The sequence below is a fragment of the Rhodococcus sp. ACT016 genome (assembly GCF_050477185.1).
Lineage (GTDB): Bacteria > Actinomycetota > Actinomycetes > Mycobacteriales > Mycobacteriaceae > Prescottella.
Map to the genome: position 1 here is coordinate 1,172,333 of NZ_JBEAET010000001.1, position 13,917 is coordinate 1,186,249.

Genomic DNA, 13,917 nt, shown 5'->3' on the forward strand with positions numbered 1-13,917 from the left:
TACATGTAACTGTAAGTCCTGCTAACTTTCTGCAGGTAGCGGGCTTGGCGAGTCACGGGACGCGGACGGAGTGGTCCTCGCGGGTGCACCTCCACCGCCGCACGGCGTGCTCGAGTGCCGCCGCGGGGACGTCGAGGCGGTCGGCTGCCGCGGCGAGCAGTATCGCCGGCGGGGAATCGTCGTCCGTGTCGGTCGCCGAGGACGCCAGGGCTGAACGGACGAACTCGTCGGTTGCGGCGGCTGTGTCGTCGTCGGCGCCGGGCGCACCGGCGAGCAGCAGCAGGTGCTGCCACGTCGTCTCGTCACGGGCGCCGCAGGAGTTGTCCCAGGCGGTGCGCAGGTCGTGTCGCGTTCCCTCGTTGCGGGTCGCCCCCACCAGGTCGCCGATGGAGTCGATCTGCAGGTCGTGGAGGCGCTCGGCGGCGCGCTGGATCTCGATGGCGCGCAGCGGCGCCGTCGACTCGGAGTAGCGGCGCTTGTAGTTGCCGATCTTGCCCGCCCACTGGTCGGCGCTGCCCGCCTCCTCGAATGTGCGGAGCAGGGCACGGGCGCCGTCGGTGATCGGTCCGGCCTCGTGGGCGCGCCGGTACGCGAGGTACCTGTCGACGACGGTTCCGGCGTCGGCGAACCGGGTGCCGGCGGCCTGGACCGACTCGATGATGCACAGGGCCAGGCTGTTGCGGTACTCGTCGGGCGGAACCCACCCGGCCGGGTCACCCAGCCGTTCTCGACAAGCCCGTGTCACCGTCTGTACTTGCTGTTCCGAGACGCTCACGGATCCTCCCTGACTTCGCGCGGGCCTCCGAAACGTGTATCGCCGGTGAGGGGGCTGGTGTTGCACCGGTCACGTTCCGGGTTTGCACGCCCGCGCCAACAGATCTGTCACCTCACGGTCGTCGAGCTGGTGGAAGTCGATGTAGGCGCCGCCGACGCCGCCGAGGTTCGCGGGGACGTATGGGCAGACCACCTCGTCCGCGGTTATCCGCAGCCGCGACATGGCTTCGGGGGACGCGACGGGTACCGCGACCACGATCCGGCCGGCGCCCTGGGCCCGCGCCACCTGGCAGGCGACGGCGGCCGTGGCGCCCGTGGCCATTCCGTCGTCGACGAGGATCGCGGTCCGTCCGGTCAGCGATGTCCGCGGGTGCCCGCCCCGCAGCGTGTCGGCCCGACGCTCGAGTTCCCGGCGCTCCCTGGCCCGCACCGCGTCCACCGCCTCGCGCGATACGTGGCCGAGGCGGACGACATCCTCGTTGAGCACCTCCGCATCGCCCTCACCGATCGCGCCCATCGCGAGCTCCGGCTGCCACGGCACGCCCAGCTTGCGGACCAGGATGATGTCGAGCGGCGCGCCGAGCGCGTCCGCAACCTCGAATGCGACCGGGACGCCGCCGCGGGGGAGTCCGAGTACAACCGGGTCCGCTCCGCGGAGGTGGCTCAGCGACTTGGCCAGCGCGCGACCGGCTCTCGCGCGCGTCGCGTAGTGCATGCGCGTGCTCCGTTTCGCTCTCTTCCGACGATACGCCCGTGGGCGCGGAGGCGGGCGGATACAGTTGATCAACCAATCAATTGATTGAATCAGCGATGGGTATTCGATCGACGAGTGGAGAATCGATGTCCGACGATCATGTCCACCCCTACCGGCTGGGGATCCCGTTCGACGTAATGCCGGTGCCGGTGGTCCCCGAGCACTGCGTGTCGATCGACGCCGGCCCGGTCCGGTTCGCGGTCGAGTCCCGGGTGCTCACCAACGAGATCATGATGCAGGGCCTGGCGGATGCGGGAATGGAGATGCCGGACCCGGAATACGTCGCCCGGCTGAACCTCGACGACTCCGGAATGTCGTTGCACGTCTTCGGAATAGACGACGGTCTCGAGTATCTGCGATTCGACTGTTTCGAGAGCGAGCCGCACTACCACTACGTCGATCACGGTCGCGGCGTGAACACCGTCGTGCGGATCGACAACGTCGCCGAGGCCGATCCCGTCGGGTGGGCACTGGCACGCATCTCCGAGCGGCTGCCCGAGATGCTCGCGCACGCGGGGGCGCCCGCGCTCGCGGCGGATGTGCGAGCTCGATGGGTCGAGGTGGAAGCGGGTATAGCGCCCGTCGGCGAGTTGTTGCGCGGCAATCGCCGCTGAGTGTGCGGACGGGCCACGGCGGATCGCTCCGTCGTGGCCCGTGCCGGGACGAGTCAGTCGGCCGTCGAGACCAGGTTCCCGTCGATGTGTGCCTGGTAGGCGGGCAGATCGAGCATGCCGTGACCGGACAGGCCGATCACGAGGACCTCGGGCTCGGTCAGGCCACGGGCGTACTCGGCGGCCGCGGCTATCGCGTGCGCCGACTCCGGCGCGGGCACGATGCCCTGTGTGCGCGCGAACAGCACGCCCGCGTCGAACGAATCCCGCTGGTCGACGGCCTGGCCGGTGACGTAGCCGAGCTCGACCGTGTGGCTGAGCAGCGGAGCCATGCCGTGGTAGCGCAGGCCGCCGGCGTGGATCGGGTCCGGCACGAAGTCCTGGCCGAGGGTGTGCATCTTCAGCAGCGGCGTCAGGCCTGCGACGTCGCCGTGGTCGTAGCGGTACTCACCCTTGGTGATCGACGGGCACGCGGCCGGCTCGGCGGCGATGATCCGCGTCTGCGCCTTGCCGTGCAGCACCTCGCGAATGAAGGGGAACGCCAGGCCGGCGAGGTTGGAACCGCCACCGGCGCAACCGAACACGACGTCGGCGTTCGCCTCGCCCGCGTTTCGCAACTGCTCGACGGCCTCGAGGCCGATCACCGTCTGGTGCAGCACCACGTGGTTGAGGACGCTACCCAGCGCGTACCGGGCGTCGGGGTCGTTCGCGGCGACCTCGACAGCCTCGGTGACCGCCATGCCCAGCGAGCCCGGGGTGTCGGGGAAGTCGGCGAGCATCTTGCGGCCCGACTCGGTGAGGTCCGACGGGCTCGGGTGCACCGTGCCGCCGTAGGTCTCCATCAGGTGCCGGCGGTATGGCTTCGACTCGTACGACGCGCGCACCTGCCACACCTCGAGGTCGATCCCGAACTTGGCGCACGCGAACGACAGCGCGCTGCCCCACTGGCCGGCGCCGGTCTCGGTCGTGATCTTCTTCACGCCGTCCTGCGCGTTGTAGTACGCCTGTGCGACCGCCGTGTTGGTCTTGTGGCTGCCGACCGGGCTCACGCCCTCGTACTTGACGTAGATGCGGGCCGGGGTTCCGAGGGCCTTCTCGAACTCCTGCGCGCGAATCAGCGGCGCGGGCCGCCACGTCCGGTACGCCTCACGGATCGGTTCGGGAATCTCCACGTACTGATCGGTGGTGACCTCCTGCGCGATGAGCGCGCTCGGGAACAGAGCGGCCAGGTCAGCGGCCTGAACCGGCTCCTTGGTACCCGGGTGCAGGTGGGGCGGCGGGGCGACCGGCAGGTCCGCGACGATGTTGTACCAATGGGTGGGGATGGGTGTCGTATCGGACACTGCGGGTTCCTCTCGAAGTGACGGGGGGTCGCCCCACATTGTGATCCCGGTCATTCCGGACATGCGGGCGGGGTCGTCCTGCTCCGGTTCCGACCCGAAGCCCTGAACGGGAGTTCACGATACGGATCGGCCCCGAAAGCGGTACGCGAATTCCCGGTCACGGGTTCGGCGGGGAGGCGCGGAGCGAGGGCCATACCACGCATCGACTAAACTGACTGGTCAAATGAGTGACACCGAGCGTGACCCGCAGACCGACGACAATCCCATCACCTTCGCCGACCTCCAGATCGACGAACGGGTGCTGAAGGCCCTTTCCGACGTTGGCTACGAGTCGCCCTCGCCGATCCAGGCCGCGACCATCCCGACGCTGCTCGAGGGTAAGGACGTCGTCGGCCTGGCCCAGACGGGGACCGGCAAGACGGCCGCGTTCGCGATTCCGATCCTGTCCCGCCTCGAGGTTGATCGGAAGGTGCCGCAGGCGCTGATCCTGGCGCCGACGCGTGAGCTCGCGCTGCAGGTCGCGGAGGCGTTCGGCAAGTACTCGGCACACATCCCTGGTCTCCAGGTGCTGCCGATCTACGGCGGTCAGGCGTACGGCGTCCAGCTGTCGGGTCTGCGTCGTGGCGCCCAGATCATCGTCGGCACGCCCGGTCGCGTGATCGACCACCTGGAGAAGGGCACGCTCGACCTGTCGAATCTCGAGTACCTCGTCCTCGACGAGGCCGACGAGATGCTGAAGATGGGCTTCCAGGACGACGTCGAGCGGATCCTCGCCGATACGCCCGAGTACAAGCAGGTGGCGTTGTTCTCGGCCACCATGCCGCCGGCGATCCGCAAGATCTCCAAGCAGTACCTGCACGATCCCGTCGAGATCACCGTCAAGGCGAAGACCGCGACGGCGGCGAACATCACGCAGCGGTGGGTCCAGGTGGCGCACCAGCGCAAGCTGGACGCCCTCACCCGCATCCTCGAGGTCGAGTCGTTCGAGGCGATGATCATCTTCGTCCGCACCAAGCAGGCCACCGAGGACCTCGCCGAGCGGCTGCGCGCCCGCGGCTTCTCGGCCGCCGCGATCAACGGCGACATCGTCCAGGCTCAGCGTGAGCGCACCATCGGTCAGCTCAAGTCCGGTGCCCTCGACATCCTCGTCGCCACCGACGTCGCGGCCCGCGGCTTGGACGTCGACCGCATCTCGCACGTCGTCAACTACGACATCCCGCACGACACCGAGTCGTACGTGCACCGCATCGGCCGCACCGGTCGCGCCGGACGCACGGGTGACGCGCTGCTGTTCGTGGCGCCGCGCGAGCGGCACCTGCTCAAGTCGATCGAGCGCACCACCCGGCAGCCGCTCTCCGAGATCCAGTTGCCGACCGTCGAGGACGTCAACGCGCAGCGTGTCGCGAAGTTCGGCGACTCCATCACTGCGAGCCTGAGTTCCGACAATCTGGCGCTGTTCCGCAAGCTCATCGAGGACTACGAGCGCGAGCACGACGTGCCGCTCGCCGACATCGCCGCGGCGCTGGCGGTGCAGTCGCGCGATGGCGAGTCGTTCCTCATGGAGCCGGAGCCCCCGGCCCCGCCGCGTCGCGAGCGTGAGCCGCGGGAGCGGCCGGCGCGTCGCTTCGACGAGGGCGGTCCGAGTGGCCCGCGCGTGGGTCGCGACGGCCAGGAGTTCGCGACCTACCGGATTGCGGTCGGCAAGCGTCACAAGGTTGTTCCGGGCGCCATCGTCGGTGCCATCGCGAACGAGGGCGGCCTGCGTCGCAGCGACTTCGGGCACATCAGCATCCGCCCCGATCACAGCCTCGTCGAGCTGCCGGCGAACCTGCCGCGCGAGGCGATCGAGGCGCTGCGGGCGACCCGGATCTCGGGTGTGCTGATCCAGCTGCAGCTCGACCAGGGCGCGCCGGCGGGACGGGCCGGCCGTGGCGGTCGCGACGATCGAGCGAGCGGCAAGTTCAGCCGCGGCAAGGGCGACAAGTTCGGGAAGCGTCGGCCTCGGGACTGACGTTCACCTGGGGAAACAGCGTTTCGAACGGGCGCCGGTGGGTCTTGGACCCACCGGCGCCCGTTTCTGTGAATGAGATCGTTCGTGTGACACAAGTGACTCCTGTTCTGTAATGTGCCTCACAGTTTGGGGTCGGGGGGATCCGCGCAATTCCGAGCAAGGAGGCACGAGCGTGGCCCACATGATTCGTCGAGGATTGATCGCAGCAGGACTCATCGCTGGTGGCGCAGTCGGTTTGGCCGTACCCGCCGCCGCGCAGCCCGACATCGCAGGTTCGATATCTCAGGTGGCCGACGTGGCCAACGGTCTCGCCGACGTCGTGTCGTCCGTGAGCGGCGGCAGCAGTGGCGGGACCGGGAGCGCAAGCCTGTTCGCCGGCAGCGGCGACATCGCGATTCCGCTTCCCATCCCCAGCCCCCGTGGCCTGGCGGCCCTCGCCGCGGCGACGACCCAGACCGGAAAGCCGTACCTGTGGGGCGGCAACGGCCCCGACGCGTGGGACTGCTCGGGACTGGTGCAGTGGGCGTTCCGGACTGTCGGGATCTCGCTGCCGCGCACCAGCCAGGAGATGGCACGTGACACTGGCGGCATGCTCGTCCCGGTGTCGGCGCTGCAACCCGGCGACATCATCACGATGGACACGTACGACGTTGCCGGGCACGTCGGCATCTACGCCGGCAACGGCATGGTGTTCAACGCCTACGGAACGGGCGTCCCGACCGGGCTACGGCCGCTGTCGGACTTCAGGATTCACAACATCCGCCGGTTCTTCTGATCAGCGCAGGACCTCGGTGAGGACCGGCGAGCCGGTGTCGAACTGCGTCCGGTACAGCTCGGTGTAGCGTCCGCCGGCAGCGAGCAGTTCGGAGTGGTTGCCGCGCTCGATGATTCGGCCGTCCTCGACGACGAGGATCTGATCGGCCGCGCGAATGGTGGACAGCCGGTGGGCGATGACCACCGCGGTCCGTCCCTCGAGGGCTTCGCCGAGCGCATCCTGCACCGCGGCCTCCGATGTGGAGTCGAGGTGCGCGGTGGCCTCGTCGAGGATCACGACGCGCGGCTGCGCCAGCAGCAGCCGCGCGATCGTGAGCCGTTGCCGCTCACCACCGGACAGTCGGTAGCCGCGTTCGCCGACGACGGTGTCGAGGCCGTCGGGCAGCGATTCGATCAGCGATTCGAGGTTCGCGCGCCGCAGCACGTCCCACAGGTCGGCCTCGGTCGCGTCCGGCCGGGCGAGCAGGAGGTTCGCTCGCACCGATTCGTGGAACAGGTGGCCGTCCTGCGTGACCATGCCGACGGTCGCGCGGATCGAATCGGCGGTCAGGTCGCGCACATCGACACCGCCGACCAGGACGGCACCCGAATCGACGTCATACAGGCGCGGAAGCAGTTGCGCGATAGTCGACTTGCCGGCGCCGGACGACCCGACGAGCGCGACCATCCGGCCCGGTTCCACGCGGAACGAGACGTCGTGCAGCACGGTGGAACCGCCGCGGGTGTCGAGGCCCGCGACTTCCTCGAGCGAGGCGAGCGAGACCTTGTCGGCGGAGGGGTACGCGAAGTCGACCGATCGGAACTCGACGGACACCGGTCCGGCCGGGGCCTCGACGGCGTCCGGCTTCTCCGCGATGAGCGGCTTCAGGTCGAGGATCTCGAAGACGCGCTCGAAGCTGACCATCGCGCTCATGACGTCGACGCGGGCACTCGCGAGTGAGGTGAGCGGGGAGTACAGCCGGGTCAGCAGCAGCGCAAGCGAGACGACAGCGCCGGCCTCGAGTTGCCCGCGCAGCGCGTAGTAGCCGCCCAGGCCGTAGACGAGTGCGAGCGCGAGGGCCGAGACGAGGGTCAGTGCGGTGACGAACACCGACTGCAGCATTGCGGTGCGGACACCGATGTCGCGGACACGGCGGGCGCGCACCGCGAACTCGGCGGACTCCATAGACGGACGGCCGAACAGCTTGACGAGCGTTGCGCCCGGCGCCGAGAACCGTTCGGTCATCTGCGTACTCATCACCGAGTTGTGGTTGGCGGCCTCGCGGCTCAACTGGGCCAGGCGGGTGCCCATGCGCCGCGCCGGGATCACGAACACCGGCAACAGCAGCAGCGACAACAGCGTGATCTGCCACGAGATGCTCACCATCACGACCAGGGTGATCGCCAGCGTGACGATGTTCCCGACCACGCCGGAGAGGGTGTCGCTGAACGCCCGCTGCGCGCCGATGACGTCGTTGTTGAGACGGCTGACGAGCGCGCCGGTGCGGGTGCGGGTGAAGAACGCGATGGGCATCCGCTGCACGTGATCGAACACCGCGGTGCGCAGGTCGAGGATGAGGTCCTCACCGATACTCGCGGACAGCCACCGGGTGAGCACCGACATGCCCGCCTCGACGAGCGCGATGGCCGCGATGGCCGACGCCAACACCACCACGACCCGGGCATTCTTGCCGGCGACGATCGCGTCGACCACGTGGCCGGCGAGCACGGGGGTCGCCACCGCGAGCGCGGCGGTGACAACGCTGAGCAGCACGTACCACAGGATGTGGCGACGGTGCGGTCGCGCGTATCCGGCGACCCGGCGCAGGCTCGCGCGGGAGAACGGGCGCCGGTCCTGTTGCGCGTGCATCGCGTTGTACATCGCGTTCCACGCGGTGACGTCCATACTCATCCGTCGCCCCTCTCGTCGGCCCCGCCACAGTAGGACGGGGGTACGACACCGAAGGTAGAACCTCGAGAATGGTTGAGGTCAAATGCGGCGGTGGGTCAGCGCGCGATGTCGACGACCAGGCGGGTCGGCTCGGTGAGGGTGTAGACGCGGTAGGAGACGTTCCGGTCGGACAGCCCGATGAGCGTTTGGTCGGTGCCCTCGAAGATTCCGGCGTCCCGCACCTCGGTGACGACGACGGGGTCCTGGATCTCGAGCGGGTTCGGGCCCGAGTACGGGTCGACATTGGTCATGAACGGCATCGACGAGCCGTCGATGAGAACCTGCAGGATGCCCTGACCGGAGACCGCGAGGGGCTTGCCGCTGCCCTGCTGGGTCGCGGTGGAAACGATCTCGGCGCGCCAGCCCGGGGTTCCGGTGCCGCCGAACTCGTAGACCACGCGGTCGAAGCCGTCGTGCTTGCCGACGCGGATGTCGGTGATGGTCAGCGCGGCATCGGCCGACGCGGCTGCGGTCTGCGGGGCGGTCCCGGTCGGCGCCGCGGTGAGCGTGCCCTCGGCCGCGGACGCGTGGGCGGTGGTCTCGCGGTCCGCGTCGGCGTCGACGGTGGAGGAGGAGGTCATCGACGTCGTCGAGGCGGTCGGCTCGGATTCGGCGCTGGTGCATCCCGCGAGAGCGAGTGCGGCGACAGCGACGGACGACATGGCGAGGGTGCGGCGGGACCGGTAGTGCGTCATGCCTCGCGATGTTAGGTGCCGATGCCGGGTCGGTCCGACTTCGACGCGGCGTCGTAGCCGATTCGGTATGTGATGTCGGAGACTCGTCAGTCGCCGGCCAGGGCGTCGCGCAGGTAGGCGAGGTCGTCGGCGATCCCGTCGGCGGGGGTCTCGAGGATCACCGGGGCGTCCGCCGCGGAGGCGACGGCGGTGAGCATCGCGGGATCGATCGTCCCGGTGACCAGGTTCGCGTGCCGGTCGCGGGCGGAGTCGAACTCGTCGCGCGAGTTGTTGAGGTGCACCAGATCGATCCGGCCCGTGATCGCCTTGATCCGTTCGACTATGCCTAGCAGTTCCTCGCCGCCTGCCCACGCATGGCAGGTGTCGAGGCAGAACCCGGCGCCGAACTCGCCGACCGCGTCCCACAGTCGTCCGATCGCGTCCAGGTGCCGGGCCATCGCGAAGTCGCCGCCGGCGGTGTTCTCGATGAAAATGGGGACGGGGAACCCACCCTTGTCCTGTTGGCGTTCGAAGAGCTTGCGCCAGTTCGTGACACCCGCGGCCGGGTCCTCGCCGTCGCGGACGTGGCCGCCGTGGACGACGAGGCCGATCGCGCCGATCTCGGCCGCCGCCGCGGCCTGGTCGGCGACCGCCTTGCGCGACGGCATCCGCAGTCGATTGTTGAGACTTGCGACATTGATGACGTACGACGAGTGCACGACGACGTCGATCGGGCTCTGCAGGATCTGTTCGGTCCGCGGATGTGGCTCGGGCTTGTCCCATTGCTGTGGGTCGGTGAGGAACAACTGCACGATGTCCGCACCGAGACGTTCGCCGGCCCCGATGGGGTCGGCGTCCTGTCGGACGTGGGCTCCGATCCGCATGGACCGAGGGTATCGGGGGAACCGGGTCATTGTCCCGGTCAACGGGAAACCGGCTACGGCGGTCCGGTCGGCCTGCTTCTGTGGTGGTTGGCACAACAGTAGATGCGGGAGATCGAGACCACATGGGCAAGTTGGAAGGAAAGGTCGCGCTCATCACGGGCGCCGGCCAGGGCGTCGGTCAGGGCGTCGCGTTCGCGCTCGCCAAGGAGGGCGCACGGATCGCGGTGTCGGGGCGGACCGAGTCCAAGCTGATCGACACGTGTGAGGCGATTGCCGCTTTCGGCGGCGTTGCCGAACCGGTGGTCGCGGACGTTTCGGACGCCGACGACATCACACGCGCAGTCGACACGACCGCCGCACTGTTCGGTGGGGTCGACATCCTCATCAACAACGCAAGCCTCAATCCGCTGGGGCCGATCAACGACCTGAAGCCGGAAGTGCTCGAGCGCGCGTACAACTCCGGGCCGGTTGCGACGTTGCGGACTATGCAGGCCTGCTACCCGTACATGAAGGAACGCGGCGGCGGCGCGATCGTGAACATGGTGTCGTCCGTGGCGGTTCGGTGGGACGCCAGCGGGTACGGCGGGTACGCGTCGGTGAAGGAGGCGGTCCGCGCGCTCACTCGCGCGGCTGCATGCGAGTGGGGTGTCGACAACATCCGCGTCAATGCGGTTGCCCCGCATGCGATGTCGCCGGGCCTGCAGCGCTGGACGGAGGCGCGTCCGGAGGAGGCTGCCGCGTTTGTCGCCAGCATTCCGATGCGCCGGATCGGCGACTGCGAGACCGACATCGGCAACGCCGTCGCGTTCCTCGTCGGGCCCGACTCGGCCTACCTGACCGGCGCGACGATTCCCCTCGACGGTGGTCAGGCCCGCTGGTCGTGAATCCCGCGTAGTTCGACGAACCGGTCCGGGCGCTTCCCGGTGCGTGTGATGATGAGATACCACGCATCGGGAGGACCCGGCCATGGCTGCGGAGTTCACGGGCAAGGTATCTGTCGACATCCGGGATTCGACGCCGGACTGGGCGCCGTTCGCGGAACCTCGTGCGCCGGAAGGTGCGCCGAATGTCCTGTACCTGGTGTGGGACGACACTGGGATCAGCACGTGGGACTTCTACGGCGGGCTGGTCGAGATGCCGAACCTCCGGCGCATCGCCGATCGGGGCGTGTTGCTGAGCCAGTTCCACACCACCGCGCTGTGCTCGCCGACGCGGGCCGCGCTGCTGACCGGTCGGAATCCGACGTCGGTGGGGATGGCGACCATCGAGGAGTTCACCGACGGGTTCACGAACGCCAGCGGTCGGATCCCGGCCGATACGGCGTTGCTGTCGGAGGTGCTGAGCGAACGCGGGTGGAACACCTACGCCGTCGGCAAGTGGCACCTGACTCCTCTGGAGGAGTCGAATCTGGCTGCCACCAAGCGTAATTGGCCGCTTTCGCGGGGGTTCGAGCGGTTCTACGGGTTCCTGGGCGGCGAGGCCGACCAGTGGTATCCCAATCTGGTCCACGACAATCATCCGGTGGAGCCGCCGTACCCGCCCGAGGACGGCTATCACCTGTCGAAGGACTTGGCCGACAAGTCGATCGAGTTCATCCGCGACGCCAAGGTCATCGCTCCGGACAAACCGTGGTTCCTGTACCTCTGCCCGGGTTGCGGGCATGCGCCGCATCATGTTTCGAAGGAATGGGCGGACCGGTACGCCGGCCGTTTCGACATGGGCTACGAGCGGTACCGCGAGATCGTCCTCGAGAATCAGAAGCGGCTGGGGCTGATTCCGGCGGACACCGAACTGTCGCCGATGAATCCGTATGCGGACGAGGTGAGTGCGGACGGGGTGCCGTGGCCGGTGGGGGACACCGTGCGCCCGTGGGACTCGCTCGACGACGACGAGAGACGCCTGTTCTGCCGGATGGCGGAGGTGTTCGCCGGGTTCCAGAGCTATACCGATGCCCAGATAGGGCGGCTGCTCGACTATCTCGAGGACTCCGGGCAGCTCGACAACACGATCGTCGTGCTGCTCTCGGACAACGGTGCCAGCGGCGAGGGCGGTCCCAACGGCTCCGTCAACGAGTACAAGTTCTTCAACGGTTACCCCGACCGGGTCGAGGACGGGCTCGCGAAGATCGACGCCCTGGGCAGCCCGGAAACGTACAACCACTACTGCACCGGGTGGGCGATGGCGTTCAACACGCCGTACAAGCTGTTCAAGCGGTACGCGTCCCACGAGGGCGGGATCGCGGACCCGTGCGTGATCTCGTGGCCGGACGGCCTGTCCGCGCGCGGCGAGGTACGCGACAAGTACATCAACGTCTGTGACATCACGCCCACGGTGTACGAGTGGCTGGGCATCGATCCGCCGCTCTCCGTGCGCGGGGTGCCGCAGCGTCCGCTCGAGGGCGTCAGCTTCCGCCCCGTCCTCGACGACCCGGACGCCGCGACCGGCAAGACGACGCAGTTCTACTCGATGCTCGGGACGCGCGGGATCTGGCACAACGGATGGTTCGCGAACACCGTGCATCCGGCCGCGCCGTCGAACTGGTCGCACTTCGACGATGACCGCTGGGAGTTGTTCCACCTCGAACGCGATCGCAGCCAGGTCCGCGACCTCGCCGCGGCGCGCCCCGACAAACTCGACGAGATGCGCGAGCTCTGGTTCGAGGAGGCCGCGAAGTACGACGGGCTGCCTCTCAACGACCTCGACCTGCTGTCCGCATTCCTGAAGTACCGGCCGTACTTGACCGGGGAGCGCGAGTCGTTCGTCTACTACCCGGACGCGGCCGAAGTCGGGCCGGGCGCGGCGCTCGAGATGCGGGGCCGGTCGTTCTCGGTGCTCGCGCAGGTCAGGATCGAATCCGGCGACGTCGAAGGCGTGCTGTTCGCGCACGGCGGTCGGCTCGGTGGCCACACGCTGTTCGTTCAGGACGGGCAGCTGAAGTACGTCTACAACTTCCTCGGGGAGGACGAGCAGGTCGTCGTCTCTTCGGAGCCGGTAACACCAGAGGCTCTCGTCCTCGGGGTGCGCTTCGACCGGACGGGCGCCGCCGCCGACGGGTTCACCCCGATCGGGGACGTGACTCTGCACATCGACGACCGCGACGTCGGGTCGCTGGGTGGTGTGCGACTCCAACCGGCGATGTTCTCCGGGGTGGGGGAGGGAATCCGGGTCGGCCGCGATCCAGGCCAGTCGGTTTCGCGGCTCTACGAGGCGCCGTTCCGATTCCGCGGGGGCACCATCACGAAGGTCACGGCCGACGTGTCCGGGACGCCCTACCTGGATCTTGAGCGGGAGATCGCCCGCGCCTTCTCCCACGACTGACGGGCCATCCCCAGGTCGGGGTCCAAGATCAGGGATGTCCCCGATGGTTTTCGGTAACCGGCTCGGGTGAGGATGTTGGGCATGTCAACCGAAACCGAGATGCCCACCGAAACCACCGTTGCCGCTCGCGCGGTCAACCTGACGAAGGTCTACGGGTCGGGGGACACCCAGGTCCACGCCCTTGCGGGCGTGTCCGCGGAGTTCGCGCGGGGGGAGTTCACCGCCATCATGGGGCCGTCCGGCTCCGGCAAGTCGACGCTCATGCACTGCCTCGCCGGTCTCGATGCGGCGTCGTCGGGTTCGGTCCTGATCGGGGCGACGGACCTGACCACTCTCTCGGACAAGCAGATGACGCAGCTGCGCCGGGATCGGATCGGATTCGTGTTCCAGGCGTTCAACCTGGTGCCGACGCTCACCGCGCTCGAGAACATCACCCTGCCGCTCGACATCGCGGGCCGGCGCGCCGACCAGCAGTGGCTGGACACCGTCGTCGACCGGTTGGGCCTGCGGGACCGGATCGACCACCGTCCCGGTGAGCTCTCCGGTGGACAGCAGCAGCGTGTGGCGTGCGCGCGGGCGCTCGCCGGCCGGCCGGAGATCATCTTCGGCGACGAGCCGACGGGCAACCTGGACTCGCGGTCCTCGGGCGAGGTCCTGTCGATCCTGCGGGCCGCCGTCGACGAGTTCGACCAGACCGTCGTGATCGTCACGCACGACCCGCGGGCCGCCAGCTTCGCCGACCGCGTCGTGTTCCTCGCCGACGGCCGGATCGTCGACGAGCTGCGCCGGCCCACCGCCGAGTCGGTCCTGGACCGCATGAAGAACCTCGAGACGGTCTGAGGCC

Annotated in this window: 12 protein-coding genes; 6 read left to right on the plus strand and 6 right to left on the minus strand. The window is 68.5% G+C overall.

The features are described 5' to 3' along the window. Positions 1-52: 52 nt before the first annotated feature. Positions 53-775, minus strand: coding sequence for a heme peroxidase (locus ACQ5DX_RS05590; protein WP_430331681.1), 723 nt, complete (start codon positions 773-775; stop codon positions 53-55). 69 nt (positions 776-844) lie between these two features. Next, positions 845-1,489, minus strand: coding sequence for a phosphoribosyltransferase (locus ACQ5DX_RS05595; RefSeq protein WP_430331682.1), 645 nt, complete (start codon positions 1,487-1,489; stop codon positions 845-847). Positions 1,490-1,614: 125 nt separating this feature from the next. On the opposite strand from ACQ5DX_RS05595, the gene ACQ5DX_RS05600 reads away from it, so the two are divergent. Further along, a complete protein-coding gene (locus tag ACQ5DX_RS05600) occupies positions 1,615-2,142 on the plus strand; it encodes a DUF7700 domain-containing protein (RefSeq protein WP_430331683.1) in 528 nt (175 codons plus the stop codon). Between the two features lie 53 nt (positions 2,143-2,195). On the opposite strand, the gene ACQ5DX_RS05605 is transcribed toward ACQ5DX_RS05600, so the two are convergent. Beyond that, positions 2,196-3,521: a TrpB-like pyridoxal phosphate-dependent enzyme gene (locus ACQ5DX_RS05605; protein WP_430335553.1), complete on the minus strand. Its 1,326-nt coding sequence runs from the start codon at positions 3,519-3,521 to the stop codon at positions 2,196-2,198. Positions 3,522-3,705: 184 nt separating this feature from the next. Between ACQ5DX_RS05605 and ACQ5DX_RS05610 the strand changes: the two genes are divergently transcribed. Further along, positions 3,706-5,493, plus strand: a complete 1,788-nt coding sequence (locus ACQ5DX_RS05610) for a DEAD/DEAH box helicase (protein WP_430331684.1) — start codon at positions 3,706-3,708, stop codon at positions 5,491-5,493. A gap of 181 nt (positions 5,494-5,674) precedes the next feature. Further along, on the plus strand, positions 5,675-6,268 hold the full coding sequence (locus tag ACQ5DX_RS05615) for an NlpC/P60 family protein (protein ID WP_430335554.1): 594 nt from the start codon (positions 5,675-5,677) through the stop codon (positions 6,266-6,268). Here the strand turns inward: ACQ5DX_RS05615 and ACQ5DX_RS05620 are convergent, their stop codons facing one another. From ACQ5DX_RS05620 to ACQ5DX_RS05630, 3 genes are all read right to left on the minus strand, one after another. Further along, a complete protein-coding gene (locus ACQ5DX_RS05620; protein ID WP_430331685.1) occupies positions 6,269-8,158 on the minus strand; it encodes an ABC transporter ATP-binding protein in 1,890 nt (629 codons plus the stop codon). 95 nt (positions 8,159-8,253) lie between these two features. Beyond that, positions 8,254-8,892 (minus strand): AMIN-like domain-containing (lipo)protein, encoded by a 639-nt coding sequence (locus tag ACQ5DX_RS05625; RefSeq protein WP_430331686.1) that lies wholly within the window; start codon positions 8,890-8,892, stop codon positions 8,254-8,256. 86 nt (positions 8,893-8,978) lie between these two features. Then, complete coding sequence (locus ACQ5DX_RS05630) at positions 8,979-9,755, minus strand: deoxyribonuclease IV (protein ID WP_430331687.1); 777 nt, start codon at positions 9,753-9,755, stop codon at positions 8,979-8,981. Positions 9,756-9,877: 122 nt separating this feature from the next. Here ACQ5DX_RS05630 and ACQ5DX_RS05635 point away from each other — a divergent pair, with 122 nt between their 5' ends. The 3 genes from ACQ5DX_RS05635 to ACQ5DX_RS05645 all read left to right on the plus strand — a co-directional run bounded on the left by ACQ5DX_RS05635 (position 9,878) and on the right by ACQ5DX_RS05645 (position 13,913). Beyond that, positions 9,878-10,639, plus strand: a complete 762-nt coding sequence (locus ACQ5DX_RS05635; protein WP_430331688.1) for an SDR family NAD(P)-dependent oxidoreductase — start codon at positions 9,878-9,880, stop codon at positions 10,637-10,639. An 82-nt stretch (positions 10,640-10,721) separates the two neighbouring features. Then, positions 10,722-13,073: an arylsulfatase gene (locus tag ACQ5DX_RS05640; RefSeq protein ID WP_430331689.1), complete on the plus strand. Its 2,352-nt coding sequence runs from the start codon at positions 10,722-10,724 to the stop codon at positions 13,071-13,073. A 72-nt stretch (positions 13,074-13,145) separates the two neighbouring features. Beyond that, on the plus strand, positions 13,146-13,913 hold the full coding sequence (locus ACQ5DX_RS05645) for an ABC transporter ATP-binding protein (protein ID WP_430331690.1): 768 nt from the start codon (positions 13,146-13,148) through the stop codon (positions 13,911-13,913). Positions 13,914-13,917 lie beyond the last annotated feature (4 nt).

What these genes read in the sequence shown, in the direction of transcription:
- ACQ5DX_RS05620 (WP_430331685.1), bottom strand. Translation starts at nt 8,158, where the DNA reads ATGAGTATGGACGTCACCGCGTGGAACGCGATGTACAACGCGATGCAC.
- ACQ5DX_RS05645 (WP_430331690.1), top strand. Translation starts at nt 13,146, where the DNA reads ATGTTGGGCATGTCAACCGAAACCGAGATGCCCACCGAAACCACCGTT.
- ACQ5DX_RS05630 (WP_430331687.1), bottom strand. Translation starts at nt 9,755, where the DNA reads ATGCGGATCGGAGCCCACGTCCGACAGGACGCCGACCCCATCGGGGCC.
- ACQ5DX_RS05615 (WP_430335554.1), top strand. Translation starts at nt 5,675, where the DNA reads ATGATTCGTCGAGGATTGATCGCAGCAGGACTCATCGCTGGTGGCGCA.
- ACQ5DX_RS05595 (WP_430331682.1), bottom strand. Translation starts at nt 1,489, where the DNA reads ATGCACTACGCGACGCGCGCGAGAGCCGGTCGCGCGCTGGCCAAGTCG.
- ACQ5DX_RS05610 (WP_430331684.1), top strand. Translation starts at nt 3,706, where the DNA reads ATGAGTGACACCGAGCGTGACCCGCAGACCGACGACAATCCCATCACC.
- ACQ5DX_RS05640 (WP_430331689.1), top strand. Translation starts at nt 10,722, where the DNA reads ATGGCTGCGGAGTTCACGGGCAAGGTATCTGTCGACATCCGGGATTCG.
- ACQ5DX_RS05605 (WP_430335553.1), bottom strand. Translation starts at nt 3,521, where the DNA reads ATGTGGGGCGACCCCCCGTCACTTCGAGAGGAACCCGCAGTGTCCGAT.
- ACQ5DX_RS05625 (WP_430331686.1), bottom strand. Translation starts at nt 8,892, where the DNA reads ATGACGCACTACCGGTCCCGCCGCACCCTCGCCATGTCGTCCGTCGCT.
- ACQ5DX_RS05600 (WP_430331683.1), top strand. Translation starts at nt 1,615, where the DNA reads ATGTCCGACGATCATGTCCACCCCTACCGGCTGGGGATCCCGTTCGAC.
- ACQ5DX_RS05635 (WP_430331688.1), top strand. Translation starts at nt 9,878, where the DNA reads ATGGGCAAGTTGGAAGGAAAGGTCGCGCTCATCACGGGCGCCGGCCAG.